17 protein-coding genes are annotated in these 14887 nt (G+C 64.1%); 10 read left to right on the forward strand and 7 right to left on the reverse strand.

From position 1 onward, the window contains the following. The first annotated feature begins 29 nt into the window (after positions 1-29). Entirely contained in the window at positions 30-1250 is a 1221-nt protein-coding gene (locus tag CLM73_RS15760) for an MFS transporter (RefSeq protein WP_105239226.1), read from the forward strand. A 2-nt stretch (positions 1251-1252) separates the two neighbouring features. Here CLM73_RS15760 and CLM73_RS15765 read toward each other — a convergent pair whose 3' ends face one another. Then, on the reverse strand, positions 1253-2278 hold the full coding sequence (locus CLM73_RS15765; protein ID WP_105239227.1) for a tripartite tricarboxylate transporter substrate binding protein: 1026 nt from the start codon (positions 2276-2278) through the stop codon (positions 1253-1255). A 242-nt stretch (positions 2279-2520) separates the two neighbouring features. On the opposite strand from CLM73_RS15765, the gene CLM73_RS15770 reads away from it, so the two are divergent. Continuing rightward, complete coding sequence (locus CLM73_RS15770) at positions 2521-3507, forward strand: Bug family tripartite tricarboxylate transporter substrate binding protein (protein WP_105239228.1); 987 nt, start codon at positions 2521-2523, stop codon at positions 3505-3507. 9 nt (positions 3508-3516) lie between these two features. After that, positions 3517-4302 carry an SDR family NAD(P)-dependent oxidoreductase gene (locus CLM73_RS15775; RefSeq protein WP_105239229.1) on the forward strand — a complete coding sequence of 262 codons (786 nt, stop codon included), beginning with the start codon at positions 3517-3519 and terminating at the stop codon, positions 4300-4302. 55 nt (positions 4303-4357) lie between these two features. On the opposite strand, the gene CLM73_RS15780 is transcribed toward CLM73_RS15775, so the two are convergent. After that, positions 4358-5029, reverse strand: coding sequence for a GntR family transcriptional regulator (locus CLM73_RS15780; protein ID WP_105239230.1), 672 nt, complete (start codon positions 5027-5029; stop codon positions 4358-4360). 138 nt (positions 5030-5167) lie between these two features. Between CLM73_RS15780 and CLM73_RS15785 the strand changes: the two genes are divergently transcribed. From CLM73_RS15785 to CLM73_RS15810, 6 genes are all read left to right on the forward strand, one after another. Further along, positions 5168-5383, forward strand: coding sequence for a rubredoxin (locus CLM73_RS15785; RefSeq protein ID WP_105239231.1), 216 nt, complete (start codon positions 5168-5170; stop codon positions 5381-5383). Between the two features lie 20 nt (positions 5384-5403). Continuing rightward, a complete protein-coding gene (locus tag CLM73_RS15790) occupies positions 5404-6153 on the forward strand; it encodes a pirin family protein (RefSeq protein ID WP_105239232.1) in 750 nt (249 codons plus the stop codon). An 89-nt stretch (positions 6154-6242) separates the two neighbouring features. Then, a complete protein-coding gene (locus CLM73_RS15795) occupies positions 6243-6818 on the forward strand; it encodes a tautomerase family protein (RefSeq protein WP_105239233.1) in 576 nt (191 codons plus the stop codon). 2 nt (positions 6819-6820) lie between these two features. Further along, the gene (locus CLM73_RS15800; protein ID WP_105239234.1) at positions 6821-7300 is read left to right on the forward strand and encodes a cupin domain-containing protein; all 480 of its coding nucleotides are present in this window, start codon (positions 6821-6823) and stop codon (positions 7298-7300) included. Positions 7301-7421: 121 nt separating this feature from the next. Next, positions 7422-8447 (forward strand): alpha/beta fold hydrolase, encoded by a 1026-nt coding sequence (locus CLM73_RS15805; RefSeq protein WP_105239235.1) that lies wholly within the window; start codon positions 7422-7424, stop codon positions 8445-8447. 269 nt (positions 8448-8716) lie between these two features. Beyond that, entirely contained in the window at positions 8717-9082 is a 366-nt protein-coding gene (locus CLM73_RS15810) for a hypothetical protein (protein WP_234015644.1), read from the forward strand. A gap of 102 nt (positions 9083-9184) precedes the next feature. Here CLM73_RS15810 and alaE read toward each other — a convergent pair whose 3' ends face one another. After that, the gene (gene alaE, locus CLM73_RS15815) at positions 9185-9646 is read right to left on the reverse strand and encodes an L-alanine exporter AlaE (RefSeq protein WP_234015645.1); all 462 of its coding nucleotides are present in this window, start codon (positions 9644-9646) and stop codon (positions 9185-9187) included. Between the two features lie 123 nt (positions 9647-9769). Here alaE and CLM73_RS15820 point away from each other — a divergent pair, with 123 nt between their 5' ends. Beyond that, positions 9770-10393 carry a glutathione S-transferase family protein gene (locus CLM73_RS15820; protein WP_105239236.1) on the forward strand — a complete coding sequence of 208 codons (624 nt, stop codon included), beginning with the start codon at positions 9770-9772 and terminating at the stop codon, positions 10391-10393. Positions 10394-10419: 26 nt separating this feature from the next. Here CLM73_RS15820 and sodC read toward each other — a convergent pair whose 3' ends face one another. From sodC to CLM73_RS15840, 4 genes are all read right to left on the reverse strand, one after another. Next, entirely contained in the window at positions 10420-10944 is a 525-nt protein-coding gene (sodC, locus tag CLM73_RS15825) for a superoxide dismutase family protein (protein ID WP_105239237.1), read from the reverse strand. A gap of 172 nt (positions 10945-11116) precedes the next feature. Further along, the gene (locus CLM73_RS15830) at positions 11117-12445 is read right to left on the reverse strand and encodes a DUF445 domain-containing protein (protein ID WP_105239238.1); all 1329 of its coding nucleotides are present in this window, start codon (positions 12443-12445) and stop codon (positions 11117-11119) included. Positions 12446-12523: 78 nt separating this feature from the next. Continuing rightward, positions 12524-13756: an AI-2E family transporter gene (locus CLM73_RS15835; RefSeq protein WP_105239239.1), complete on the reverse strand. Its 1233-nt coding sequence runs from the start codon at positions 13754-13756 to the stop codon at positions 12524-12526. A gap of 56 nt (positions 13757-13812) precedes the next feature. Then, complete coding sequence (locus CLM73_RS15840; RefSeq protein ID WP_105239240.1) at positions 13813-14745, reverse strand: LysR family transcriptional regulator; 933 nt, start codon at positions 14743-14745, stop codon at positions 13813-13815. Positions 14746-14887: the final 142 nt, after the last annotated feature.

Raw genomic sequence — 14887 nt, forward strand, 5'->3', positions numbered from 1 at the left:
CCGTTTTTGCGGCGTCCGCCGTCTCGTCCATGCCCGCCCTGCCCTCCGCTTTCCGCCGACTTGCGGCATCGAATCTCGCCGCGCAGTTCTCCGAGCAGATCGCGCTCGCCGCCGCGCCGCTGTATGCCGTGCTGGCCCTGGGCGCCACCGCTGCACAGACCGGCTACCTGCAGACCGCGCAGACGCTGCCGTTCCTTTTGTTGTCCCTGCCCGCCGGCGTGCTGGCCGACCGGATGTCGCGCCGGTCCCTGATGACCGCCGCCGAAACCGTGCGCGCGGCAAGCCTGATCGCGTTGCTGGCGCTGCTGTGGATGGGCGGCCTCAGCCTGACATGGCTGGCGGCGCTGGGGTTCGTCGGCGCGGTGGGCACCGTCGCCTACAACGTCGCGGCGCCTGCGTTGGTGCCCAAGCTCGTTCCTCCTGCTGACCTGTCCAATGCCAATCGCTGGCTGGAGCTGGCGCGCAGCGCCGCGTTCTCGGCCGGCCCCGCGACGGGTGGCGCGCTCGTCGGGTGGATGGGCGCATCCACCGCCTATGTGCTCGCGACCACACTATCACTGCTGGCCGCCGTCTTCCTCGCTGGCCTGCCGCAAGACGCGCCCAAAACCGCACAACGCCGCCATCCGCTCACTGAACTGCGCGAGGGCGCCGCCTTCGTCGCCACGCATGCCCTGCTGCGCCCGGTCCTCTTGACCGCGCTCTTCTTCAACACCGCCTGGTTCATCCTGCTGGCCATCTACGTCGCCTACGCCGTCGACCAGCTCGGCCTGTCCGCCGCGGGCGTGGGCTTTACGCTTGGTGTCTACGGCGCGGGCATGCTGGCCGGCGCGTTGGCCGCCCCGTGGCTCGCCCGCCGCCTGCCGTTCGGCGCAATGATTGGCGCGGGCCCGCTGTCTGCCTTGCTGGCCAGCTTCATCCTGCTGTCGACGCTGGTCTTGCCGTCAGGCACGTGGGCGGCGGTGGGATTCTTTTTCTTCGGCGCCGGTCCGATCCTGTGGACCATCACCACCACCACGCTGCGCCAATCGGTCACGCCCAATGCCCTGCTGGGGCGGGTGTCTTCCGTCATCGTGACGGCCAATTTCGGCGCGCGGCCCATCGGTGCGTTGATCGGCGCGACGTTGGCGGCGCGGTTTGGGGTGGAGGCTTGCCTGTGGGTGTCGACGGTCGGCTTTTTCATCCAGTTCGCCGTGCTGTTCACGTCGCCGGTGCTGCGCTTGCGCCAGCAACCGCAAGCCGTGGCCTCCTGAAATCATTCCGCCTTGCGGGCCCGCGCGCTGGCTTCGAATTCCGCAGCCAGGCTCAGAAGCTCTTGCTTGTACTCGTCCAGGCTCCCGCTGTATTCGTCCAGGTACAGATCGCGGCGCGCCTTTTTCATTTCTTCGGACGCAACCGCCTGCCTGACGAATCCCGCCAGTCTGTCCCTCACCTGTTCAGGGATGCCCGTCCGCACGGCCACGCTGTAGCTGCTGTGAAATACCATGTCCGGCACGCCAAGTTCTGCGAACGTCTTCACGCCGGGCAGATGCGAGACGCTTCCTGGCCGCCCGGTATACGCCAACACCTTCACGTGAGGATTGTCCTTGACGTTCTGCGTCGTGCCGATCGTGGTGAAGTAGCCGTCGATCTGCCCGCCCAGGATCGCCGTCAGGCCTTCCGCGCCGCCTTTGAAGGGAATGGGACGGTACTGCGTCTGAAGGCCTGATGCCAGTCGCGCGGCCAGCGTGGAATAAGTGCCCACGCCCAGGTCGGCGATACCGATATCCATTTCGCGCTTTGCCTCCTTCAGGTCCTCTAGGCGATTCCAGCCCCTGTCGGCTGGCACGATGAAGGCGTAACTGCTCTGACCCAACGGCGCGAGAATCTCGAAATCCGAAAACGCGTAGCCCGCGCCCGGCGTCGTCAGTTTCGCGCTGTAGAACCCTTCGGCATGGACCAACAGCGTGTACCCGTCGGCGGGCCGGCCTTTCACCGCCGTGATGCCGATCGCCGAACCCGCACCAGGCCGGTTTTCGACGACCACGGGCTGACCCATGATCGTTCCCAGTTGCTGGGCGAACGCGCGCGAGATCGCGTCGGTCGCCGCGCCCGGCGGATACGGCACCACGAGCCGCACCGGTTTTGTCGGATAGTCTGTTTGCGCCGTGGCGGCAAACGAACAAAGCGCCGTCAGCACCGTGCTTCCCATCAGCAATCGAAATGGCGGGCGAATCGACAGACGAAATGTCTTACGAAACGGCAAGCGAAGCGGCGACCGACGGCGAAGCGTGAAAGGCATGGCAGGCTCTTTATATGTTGACCCACAAAAAGTGTATCGAGCACCCACCCGTTGATTCAGCCACCATCCTGAAGAACTCTTCTGCAAAAAACGCAGCACTCCGTCATCGCCGTTGCCGGCAACGGTGGCCGCGATTTCTTCGTTTCGCGCAGTTCTGAACTGCGGTTTCAGCTATAGCCAATCCGGTCCGGCTACCTAGAATTTGAAAGCTCCAATAAATCAAAAATTCTGGAGACGCTGCAATGACCCATCCTTTACCCACACGACGCGCCATCCTGCTCGGCGGCATGCTGATGGGCCTGGGTGTGAACGCTTTTGCTGCCCAAGGCGGCTGGCCAGAGCGCCCCATCCGGCTTGTCGTCGCCGGCTCATCCGGCGCGGGCGGCGACATCTTCGCGCGCCTGATCGCCGCGCCGCTTGCCAAGGCGCTGAACCAGCCGGTGGTCGTGGAAGCCAAGCCCGGGGCCAACGGCATGATTGCGTGCGACACGGTGGCAAAGGCGGCGCCCGACGGCTACACCCTGCTGTTCGCCCCCTCCTCCGCCATCCTGCTCAATCCAGTCGTGCTTCCCTCGCTGCCGTACGATCCGGAAACGGACCTGCTCCCTATCGCCCAGGTCGGGGCCGCCGGAATCCTGCTGGTCGCCAACCCGACTACCGGCTTCAAGAACCTGGCCGACATGGTCGCGTACGCCAAGGCCAATCCCGGCAAACTCGCCTATGGTTCGTGGGGCACCGGCTCGTCCGGCAACCTGGCCATGGAAGGCATCAAGGCGCACTACGGCCTGGACATGCCGCATGTGCCCTACAAGCAGTTGGTCACCGAGAGCACCGACCTGATCGCCAACAACATCAGCGTCGGCTTCATGGACATCGCCTCACCCATTCCCCACATGCGCAGCGGCAAGCTGGTCGCCCTGGGCCAGACCGGATCGCGCCGATGGCCCGCGTCGATGGACGTCCCGACGCTAGGGGAACAAGGCTACAAATTCGAGGCGGACGGCTGGTACGGCGTCTTCGCCCCCGCCGGCACGCCGACCGAGATCATCGATAAGCTCAACGCCGAGATCTATCGCGCGCAGCACACGCCGGACGTGCGGGAAAAAATCGAAGGCCAGAACATGATCGTGCCGGCGGACATGTCTGCAAAGGAATTCGCAGCATCCATCAAACGCGACGCCGTCATCTGGCAGGGGTTGGCAAAAGTGGCCGACCTGAAGAACAAATAGGTCGCGCTCATGGATACGCCTTTCAAACTTCCTTTTTCCTCCGATGCCTTGCAGGGCCGCGTGGCGGTGGTAACCGGCGCGGCCGGCGGGATCGGTCTTGCCATTTGCGAGCACCTGCATGCGATGGGCGCGGCCGTCGTCCAGGTGGATGTCAACGCATGCCCTGCCCGCGCGGATGGCGATGGCCGCCTGAACGTGCGTTGTGATATCTCCGATTCCGACTCGGTTGCAGAGATGGCCAATCAGGTGCGAACCCGATTCGGACGGTGCGACATACTGGTCAACAACGCGGCCGTCAGCGCGGCGCCGGTGGGACTGGAGGCGCTCCCGCTTGAGCTGTGGGACCGCATTTTCCGCATCAATCTGCGCGGCGCGTTGCTGTGCGCGCAGGCCGTGTTTCCGTTGATGCGGGATCAACAGGGCGGCAGCATCATCAATGTGTCATCGATCTCCGCCCAGACGCCAACCCGGCTCGGCGCTTACGGCACGACCAAGGCGGCGTTGCAGGCGCTGACGCGCCAGATGGCCGTGGAGTGGGGACCGCTAGGCATACGCGCGAATTCCATCAGCCCGGGCATGATACGCACGCCACTGTCGGAACCGCACTATCGAAATGACGGTGTGCTGCACAAGCGCATCGCAAGCATTCCGGCGCGGCGGATCGGGCTGCCGGCGGACATTGGCGGCGCGGTCGCGTTTCTTGCCAGCGATGCGTCGTCGTATGTGAATGGGCAGGATCTCGTGGTGGATGGGGGGTTCGTCAAGGCATCGTTGACGAATCTCTATGCGACGTGAGGCGGCGGCGGGAAGGCATTCCGCCAACCGTCTTGCACGGGGCGCCGGGCGCCGATCAGGCTAATGCCCTCGCACTTCCCGCCGACACGTCTTGCAGCGCGGACGTCAGCAGCGGCTTCCAGGATTCGATATGCCGGGTGATCAACGCGGCGATTGCCTCGGTTTGCCGCGTTTGCGCCAACTCGATCATTTCGTAGTGCTCCGACACAGACGCGCGCTGCCGCTCCAGGCCCTCCGGCGAATTGATTCCATACAGCCGCATGTCCGCCCGCAGGCCCATGATCATTCGTGTCAGCAGCGGATTGTTGGCGCGCGACACCAACGCTTCATGAAACCGGCGGTCCGTTTCGATGTAATCGGCGACATTGCCTGCCTTGACGGCGGCGGCAACCGCATCTGCCAGCTCGATCAGCGGCGCGACGTCGGAAAGACCCGCCCGCGCAATGGCGACGAGCGCCCCCGATTCGAGCATGATGCGCACGTCAAACTGGTTTTCCAGGTCTTTGGGCGTGGCCGCTTCCACGCGGAACCCCCGATTGCGTAGCGGTGAGACCAAGCCCGTACGGCTCAGCTCCAACAACGCCTCGCGCACAGGGGTCGTCGACATGCCCATCTCGGTCGCCACCGCCGGCACGGAATAAATGGTGCCCGGTGCGGCTTCGCCCGACACGATGCGCGAGCGCAATTGCGCCAGCACCGTCTCTCTTAAATTGGTGACGCTTTCCATCGTGACTGCCCTCCGACAAATCGAACCGTCACTATATCAAATCGCTTGCAGTAGCGCGTGACGCGCTATATAAATGCGTCACGCGCTACCTACTGCGCTTGCCCGGGGCCGAGGCGAATTGGCCCAACGGAGACATCCATGGATGAACCTTTGAAGCGCCACGTCTGCCTTGGCTGTGGCTTTCTGTATGACGAAGCCCTGGGGCTGCCCGAACACGGCATTCCTCCTGGCACCCGATGGGCCGACATCCCGCACGACTGGGTCTGCCCCGACTGCGGCACCCCCAAGAGCCGGTTCGAAATGGTCGAACTTCCGTACGCCAGCGCCGAAGCCGCCGCGCACGCCCTCGTCTGAACGCCTGCCGAGAACTCATCATGAACAAAGACTTTGTGCTGCGCGCGCACGACCGCGGCTTTGAAAAATTTCTGTCGACGGGCGAAGCGTCCAGCTATATCGCCGGCCACCCCGAAGGCATGGTGGCGCGCCATTCCAGCTTCAACTTCGGCGCCTACCAAAGCGGCATTCCCGGCTTCGGCCGGATCCGCGTCTTCGGCGAAGAAGTATTCAGTGGCACCGGTAGCGGCTACAACATGCACCGCCACCACGACTTCATCATTTGCGCGTTCGTCCTGGCGGGCACGCTGACGCACGTGAACACCGTGGGCAACATCGACCAGCTCGGGCCGAACGACTTCTACGCGTTCTCTGCGGGCTCCGGCGGCAAGCATTCCGAATTGAATCTGGCCAGCACCGATATGCAAGTGCTGTATCTGTGGCTCCTGCCCGACCGCCTGCTGACGCCGCCTTCCTATACGCGCAGCCATTTCGATGCGAGCACGCGCCGAAATCAGCTTACGCAATTGGTGGGCAATGCCGACGGCGCACTGCGAATCAGTCAGGACGTATCCGTTTCTAGGTTGGTGGCCGATCAGGCAATGCATCTGCAATACACGCCCAAATCAAACCGTCATGGCGTGTACGTGTTCATGCTGGACGGCGAGGCCAGCGTCGACGACATCACGCTGGCACGCCGCGATAGCCGAGGCGTGTGGGGAGACCGACCCATCACGATTCAGACGGACGGTGAAGGCGCCGATCTCCTCATTATTGAAACCATCCAGTAGCGCCGTCGCAGATAAACCTGCGTTGCAGGCGGCGCCGGCTTTGCCCGCGCCGCTTGCCGCCCTGTGAAGGGAAAGGCAAGGAGAATGTCATGCCAGTGATTCAGTTGTATTACGCAAAGGGGATGCTCGACCCCGCCTGCAAGAACGAAATGGGCAAGCGGCTGACGGAAGTGCTGCTGACGATGGAAGGCGGCGCCCGCACCCCGGGCGGATTGGCCTTCGCGTCCGTGCTGTTCACCGAAGTGCCCGCCGAAGACTGGTGGGTTGGCGGTAATATCGACGACACGCCCGTCAGCAGCCACGGCCGCCTGCTCGCCCGCGTCAGCATTCCTGAAGGCTACATGAGCCAGCAGCACAAGTCCGAGGTCCACGCGTCGGTGCACGCAGCCATGATGGAAAGCCTGGGCGCCACGCGCGAAGACGGCAGCGGCGCATTGGTCATCATCGAGGAAGTTTCGGAAGGCAACTGGGGCGCGGGCGGACACACCATCAGCCTCGCCGCCATTGCAAACACCGTCGGGCTTGCCAAGGACGGCGAGCGTTTCAAGTGGGTCGAAGCCTACTTCCAGGCCAAGGCCAGACAATACGCAGCGTCGCATTACCCGCCAGGCACCGGCGGCCTCTTGCCGGCACTGTCCGCCGCGCCCGCGACGCAGGGAGAATGACGATGACTTTTCAGTTCATTCGTTCCACCAAACAGGAATCGCCCATCCTGATCCCGCAGATCGGCCTGACGCTGCGTGTGCGCGTCCCGCCGGCATCCACCAATGGCGTACTCACCAGCATCGAAACCGAGAACGCGCCGGGCTTTGGCCCGCCTCTGCACCGGCACCGGGAAACCGAGGTGTTCTACGTGCTGGAAGGCCGATATCTCTTTGAAGTCGACGGCAAACGGTTCACCGCCGATGAGGGCGACGTCATCAGCGTGCCTGGCGGCGCGGCACATGCATTCGTCAACATCACCGACCGGCCGGCACGGCAGTTCATCCAGATACTGCCGGGCATGGACGCGCAGGGTTTCTTCCTGGGTTTGGGCGAGGTCATGCGCGAGGGCAAACTCGATCACGAAGCGTTGAACGCATTCGGGCAGAAGTGGCATGTGGAGTTTCTTGGACCGCCGCTGCACGCGGAGCAAGCAGGCGTTTGACGAGTGCCGCCCCTTCGTGCTGCCCCCCTAGTGCCGCCCCCTGCGGAACCCAGGCCCCATTTTTGCTGTCCCTGTTGTACAGCGCCGGCAGCGGGCCGGCGTCATAACAGGAGTCACATGAATGACACGATCCCAACATCTCCGGCTGGGCGCTCTCTGCGCGGGCGTGGCGCTTGCCGGCAGCGCCATTGCGGCGGATGCCCCAAAGGTGCCGGACTACGGTCCCAACCTGGAGCGCTTTGAGTATCCCCACGAGGTCAAGCGGCTCGCGCTCGACACGCAAGGCCAGAAGCTCTCGATGGCCTACATGGACGTGGCGGCCGCCAAGCCCAATGGCAAGACCGTCGTGCTCATGCACGGCAAGAACTTCTGCGGCGCCACCTGGGACGCCAGCATCGCCGCGCTAAGCCAAGCCGGATATCGCGTCGTCGTGCCCGACCAGATCGGTTTCTGCAAATCCGACAAGCCGCAGGCCTACCAGTTTTCGTTTCACCAACTGGCCGCCAACACGCACGCCCTGCTCGATCATTTGAAAATCGACCGCGCCAGCATCGTCGGCCACTCCATGGGCGGCATGCTCGCCGCGCGCTACGCGCTGATGTACGGCCCGCAAACCGACGCCCTGGTGCTCGTCAATCCCATCGGCCTCGAAGACTGGAAACAGAAAGGCGTGCCCTACCGCAGCATCGACGAGTGGTATCAGCGCGAGCTCAAGGCCAACTTCGAAGGCATGAAGAAGTACCAGCTCGGCACCTACTACGCCGGCCAATGGCGCGACGACTACGACAAGTGGGTCCTCATGGCCGCCGGCATGCTGCAGGGCGAAGGCCGCGAACGCGTTGCGTGGAACCAGGCGCTGACCTACGACATGCTCTACACACAGCCCGTCGTGCACGAGTTCGGCCAGATCGCCGTGCCCACCACGCTGCTCATCGGCGAAAAGGACAACACCGCCCCCGGCAAGGACGCGGCGGCGCCCGAGGTGGCGAAACAGCTCGGCAACTATCCTGAGCTGGGCCCGAAGGCGGCCAAGGCCATTCCTAACGCGAAGCTAGTCACGTGGCCGGAGCTTGGCCATTCGCCGCAGGTGCAGGATCCGAAGCAGTTCAATGAGGCGTTGCTGAAGGCGCTGCCGGCGGCGAACTAAAGGACAAAAGATAGCGACGGAGTTCTCTCCGTCGCGCCTTCGCCATACGCCAAAGGCCCAAGCGCCCAACTATACAAAACGTCGGAATTGTTACCAATCGCCCCTCTACGTATCTGATACATTGGCGCCTCAAAAATCATTACAAGCGAGGCCAGCCTCACAGCCCGGCAACCGCCGCGCATGACGCAAGCGCGCACAAAATCAATAAACAATGTGCCGCGTTCAAATCGCCTCTGTCTCAATCGTCGAACTTCGGGGTAACGGTCAAAATGAGAAAGATTGCACTGCTTGTGGTTTTGCCTGCGCTGCTCGCGGGTTGCACTTCCGCGCAGATGAGCATGATTACCGGCAAGCGGAACAAGACCTACAACGACGTGAATGCAGCATGGGTCGGCAGCACCGAAGAGCAGCTGGTTTCGAAGTGGGGACCGCCGAAGAAAAGCTACACGCTTGAAAGCGGCGCACGAATCATTTCGTATGAAGAGATCTGGGGCCCGATTTCCGCGTATCACGTGTGCGTCGAGAAATTCATGATCGAAAAGGGCATGGTGACGAAGTGGGGGCTTTCAGGTTGCCCGGCGCGCATGTCGGGATCGATGCCAGCGGAGACGCCGATTCCGCAACCGACGATGTAAAGCCAGCGTCGCGAAGACAATACGGCCGCTTCGGCAAGTGCCCCGCAAACTGCAAGCCGGGGGCTCGTCGAGCGGCATACACGACGGGCCGATATGCACGGCCTATTCGTTGAGCGACATCGGCCGCGCGCCGCCCGGCGGCAGGCCGAACAAGCGCCTGAGCCCATTCAGAAACGCGCCATACGGCCGGCCCAGTACCAGCATCATCACGGCTGCGCCCAATACGCCTCGCACCAGGCCGTCGCCCGATGCCCCGCTGATCGCGATGATCGCGGCGTAAATGGGCACCTGAAAACTCATCAGCGCCACGCTATCCCAAAGCAACCGGGACACTCGGGTGTCCTTCGCGCGCCGCATTACCCAATCGCGCCATAATCCGTAGGGCCTACCCACCGGAATCATCAGCGCGCCACCGATCAACCGCGCGTGGAGTACCTGTTCCCAGGTCATTCCCGCGATCCAGCGCTCGTTGATGATGCCTGTCGTCGTAAAGAACAGGATCAGCGCAACGGTGTCGGCAACATAAGATCTTGTGGAAAGCGGCAAGCGGGTCTTGGCTATCAACTGTGGTTTTCCTGGCTTCTGTTCCGTTCAAAGACGCCCGAATCTGTATCTGGCGGCGCGCCCTCAGTCCCGCTAGACTGCGGCAACCCTCGCCCCTGAACAACGCCCCCCGCGGTAGCCAACATGCTGAAAATATTGGGAAAGGCTTCGTCCATTAACGTGCGCAAAGTGCTGTGGACGTGCGCTGAACTAAACCTGCCGTTTGATCGCGAAGACTGGGGCAGCGGTTTCCGGCCCACGTCGGAACCGGAGTTCCTGGCACGCAATCCAAACGCGATGGTGCCGGTCATTCAGGATGGCGACTTCGTGCTGTGGGAGTCCAACACCATCATTCGCTATCTGGCGGGTCAGTATCAGGGGCAGCACCTTTATCCGGCCGAGCCGAAGCAGCGCGCTCGCGTGGACCAGTGGATGGATTGGCAGGCGACGGACCTGAACCGGTCATGGAGCTACGCCTTCATGGCGTTGGCGCGGCAGTCGCCGGCGCATCGGGACCAGGCCGCCATCGAGGCATCCTGCCGGGACTGGGCGCGGTTCATGGGGATTCTGGACCAGCGGCTGGCCGCCACCGGCGCTTATGTGGCCGGCGACGCGTTCACGCTGGCCGACATTCCGGTGGGGCTGTCCGTGAACCGCTGGTTCGAGACGCCGTTCGACAAGCCGGCGCTGCCCGCCGTCGCCATGTACTACGACAGATTGGCGCAGCGCGACGGCTACCGGCAGTACGGCCGCAACGGCACGGCTTGAAGAAAGCGCCCGCCGGCGCTCTCCCCCTACTTCACCACGCCGCAAACGATGCGTCCGCCTCCGCCGCCCAGCGGCTCGGGCTTGTCGCTGTAGTTGTCGCCGCCGGCGTGGATCATCAGCGCCCGGCCCTTCACGTCGGCCAGCTTCAGGTGCGGGGCCAGCACGGTCTTCGTCGCGCTGCCGTCGGCCGCGACGGTGAGGAACGGCAGGTCGCCTTGATGCCCGTCCGTGGCCATCGGTCCCTTGTGCGCCTTGGTGCCCTTGGGATCCAGATGCCCGCCCGCGCCGCCACCCGGCGCGGTCTTGCCGCTTACCGGGCCGGGCTCGCACGAGCCTTTCTCGTGGACATGAAAGCCGCGCTCGCCGGGCGGCAGGCCTTTGAGGTGGGGCGTGAATTGCAGCCCTTCCTTGGTGTCTTTCAGGGTGATGGTGCCGGCGCTCTTGCCGACGCCATCGGGCGTCAGGAACGACATCGAGACGTCTTCGGCCAGCGCCGCGCTGGACGCGCCCGCCAATGCCAGCGCCGTGACAAGCATCGAGAATTTCTTCATGAATTGCCTCCTGGAAAGATGCCCGCAAGCTGCGGGCGGCCATCGGTACAAGGCGCGCCTCGCGCAGCCGGCGGCGCAGATGAAGATAGCACCGGGGCCGGGCAGTCGGCCAGAAAACTTCGTTCCTGATACAAGGTTGTGACACGGTGTGGGCAGCGGCAAAAGACCATGCCTAGCCGTTCACCATCAGGACCACCGCATGCAGCAGCACGCCGATCAGGCCGCCAACCAGCGTGCCGTTGAAGCGGATGTATTGCAGATCGCGACCCACGCTCAGTTCCAGTTCGTCGACCAGATGACGCTCGTCCCAGTTCTTGACGGTGCGCGAGATGTGCTCGGTGACGCCCACGCGCAGCCGTCCGGTCAGGCGCCGTGCGCCGCCCAGGATGTGGTTGTTGATGGCTTCGCGCAGGCCGGGGTCTTCGCCCAGTTTGCGGGCCAGCGCCAGCAGCGCGCTTTCCAGGTGCGCGGCCAGCGCGGAATGCTCGTCCGCCAGATCGCGCCGCAGCGCCGCATGGATGTCGTCCCACAGGCCCTGGACGTATTCCTGGACCTTGGGGTGGTCGATGGCGCGCTGCTTCAGGTCTTCGACCTGGCCGGCCAGCGCGGGATCGGTCTTCAGGCGTTCGATGTAGTTCATCACCCATGCCTCGTAGTCGCGGCGCACGGGGTGGTCGGGCTCGGACAGGACATCGCGCAACTCTTCGACCAGGGCGCGCGCCAGGCGGTCAGCCAGGTTGTCGGCGATGTTGTCGACCGACTTGACCACGTCGACCGCGGCAATGATGCGCGGCCACTCCTTACGGGCAAACTTCACGAGCAGGGTCGAGGCGCGTTCCTTCACGTCTTCCTCGGCCAGGTAGCCGCCCAGGCGTTCCATCGCGGCGTCCAGCAATTCCTGATGCCGACCGTCGCGCGTCAGAAGGCCCAGCACCTCGCCGGCAGTGGCGGCCGCGTCCCAGCGGCGCAGATTGCTGACGACAAACTCCTGGATGACGCCGCGCACGGCCCGGTCGTCCAGCAGGTCCAGCGTCTGCAGTGCGACGCGGCGCGCTCCGTCGCTCAGGGCGTGCGCCTGCGCGGGCCGGGCCAGCCAGCGGCTGAGCCGCGCGGCCGGGTCGAAGACGCGCAGCTTTTCGATGAGCGTGTCGGGATCCAGGAAGTGATCGCGCACGAAGATCGCCAGGCTGTCGCCGATGCGGTCTTTGTTGCTGGGAATGATGGCGGTGTGGGGGATGGGCAGGCCCATCGGTCGCCGGAACAGCGCCACGACCGCGAACCAGTCGGCCAGCGCGCCGACGGTGGCCGCCTCGCAGAACGCTCGCACCCACGCCCACGCGCCCTGTCCGCCCATGACGTGACTGGTGATGAAGCCGCTGACCATGGCGACCAGCAGCGCCAGCGCTCCGATCTTCATGCGGCGCAGTTGCGCGCGCCGCGCATCGGCATCCAGCCCGGTGCGCGCGCCGGCGATTCGTTGGGAATGAGAGGATTCGGTCATGAAGGATCCGGTGGTGCAAGCCCCGAGCATACCAATCGAAAGCGGCCTGGCCATTGCGGCAGGACCCCGCCACCCGCCCTACTCGCTCAGGAACTCCGACAGCGCCTCCAGCCCTTCGATGTGATCGGCCACCACCTTCGCGATGAAGGCAATCGGCACGGACAGCAGCGTTCCCCAGATGCCCCACAGCCACGTAAAGAGCAGCAGCAGGATGAACACGGCCACGGCGTTCATCCGCGCGATGCGGCCGGACATCCAGGTGGTGACGACCACGCCCATCAGCAGCGCGATCGCGACCGAACTCATCGAGATCGCCAGCGCAGGGCCGAGCTCACCGAACTGGACCAGCCCCGCGATGCCGGTGCCGACCGCCGTCATCAGCGGACCAAAGTACGGGATGATGTGCAGCGCGCCCGCCACCACGGCCCAGGTAGCGGCATTTTCCAGCCCCATCAGGCGGAAGGCGGCCCACGAAAGCAGCCCCAGCACCACATTGGTCACCAGCATCATCGCCATGTACATGTGGATCGAGTTGTTGATCTGGTCCAGCATGTGCACGCTGATTTTCTTCTGCGACAGCGTCTTGCCGGCCATCTTCACAAACTTGCGCTTGAACGCGTTGCCCGACAGCAGCAGGAAGAAGACCAGGAACACGCACATGGTGGCCTGACCGACGAAGGTGGCCAGGCCTTTGGAGCCCCACAACAAGATGTCGCTCAGCCCGCCGTCCGACTTGGCGACGACGACTCGCCCGCCGGGCTTCGGCGCGCCCGACTCCTGCAGGATGCTTGCTGCGTTGCGCAATTTTTCCATCAGGGAGCCGTCACCGCTCAGGAGGCCGCCCAGCGTGCGGGACAGCTTGCTTGATATCTCGGGGAGCGCGTTGATCATGTCGGCGACCTGATCCTGCGTGACGTAGATGACGCCCACGATCCCGACGGCGATGGCCGACATCACCAGGACGGTGCCAAGCGCGCGTGGCACTCGATATCGCTCCAGCAGGGCCACGACAGGATCCAAGGTATAGGCGACCACAATCGCCATGACCACCGGAACGATGAATTCCTGCGCCGCCTTCAATCCGAACAGGACGGCCAGCACGGTCAGCGTCACCAGACAGAAGCCGCTGACGCGCACGAGCGGCGTGGGCGCCGGCGGCTTGATGAGGCCGGCGTCCTGAGCCGTGACTTTCTCTTCGGCAGGTTCGGTCTTTTCCCCCGCCGGCTCGGTCTTTTTTTCTGCGGCCTCGGCCGGCACGGGTTCTGGGCCTTCCCGCTGCGGCGAAGTGACCACGGGCGTCGCGCTGTCCATCTTTCCCCTCACATCCGATTTGCGAAGGCCTTCAGCAAGTTACGTGCCCGGCGGGCTCAGCCGCTGCTGATCGCCAGCAGGCCCGGCTCACCGTCGTGCCGCCGCTGCGCCCGCTCCAGGATGAATTCGATGATCATTGCAAGCGCCCGCGGATGGTGGCGATTGGGCATGTAGAGCATATACATGCCGCGCCCAAAAATGCTAAGACGCCAGTCGGTCAGCGCGGGCACGAGTTCGCCGCGCGCGATGTCCTCGTGCACCACGTAGTCCGGCACCACGCCGACACCGAGGCCCGCCCGGATGGCGTCGCGCAGGAAGGCATAGTTGCGGGAAATGACGGTGGGTTCCAGCACGACATGCTGGCGCGGCTGGCCGCCGTAATACGCGGACAGGCGCAGCGGCCGGCCGATGACGGCGGCGCTGATGACGGGCGAGCCGGCCAGGTCTTCGGGGCGCTGGGGAAGCCCGTGGCTGTCGGCGTAGTCCCGTGACGCACAGGCCACGTAGCGGACCTGGCCGAGTTCGCGCGCGACCAGATGCTGCGGCGGTTCGGACATGATGCGCACGGCAATGTCGACCTCGTCGCGCAGCAGGTCCTCGACACTGTTTTCAAACAGCACGTCCAGCACGATGTCGGGATAGGTTTTCTTGAATTCCAGCAGCCAGGGCGTCATCACAAATTGGCCGTAGCCGCTGGGCACGCTGAGGCGCACCTTGCCCTGCGGCGTCTTGCCCAGTGTTTCGACCGATTCGCGCGCGGACGCCAGCTCGTCCTGAATGCTGCGCCCATGCTTGTACAGCTTCAGGCCGATCTCGGTGGGTTCCACGCGCCGCGTCGTGCGCCGCACAAGCTGCATGCCGACCGAACGCTCGAGCTGGCTCAGGTGATAGCTGACGTTGGCGCGCGTCATTTTCAGGCGGCGCGCGGCCTCGCTGAGGTTGCCCGCGTCCAGAATTTCGACAAGCAAGATAAGGGATTTGGTGTCCATGGCGGCGCTCCTTGCCGTGCATTGTCAAATTTTCTTGTCCGGAGTGTCAATTATCGATGCCATTGTCAAGACATCTTTGCTGCGAAAGAATAAAGCCATAAGAGACGGGCCACCCCTGGCCCGCCAAGCTCCGTTCTCGCAA

This window comes from Achromobacter spanius, from assembly GCF_002966795.1.
Classification (GTDB): Bacteria; Pseudomonadota; Gammaproteobacteria; order Burkholderiales; family Burkholderiaceae_B; genus Achromobacter; species Achromobacter spanius_D.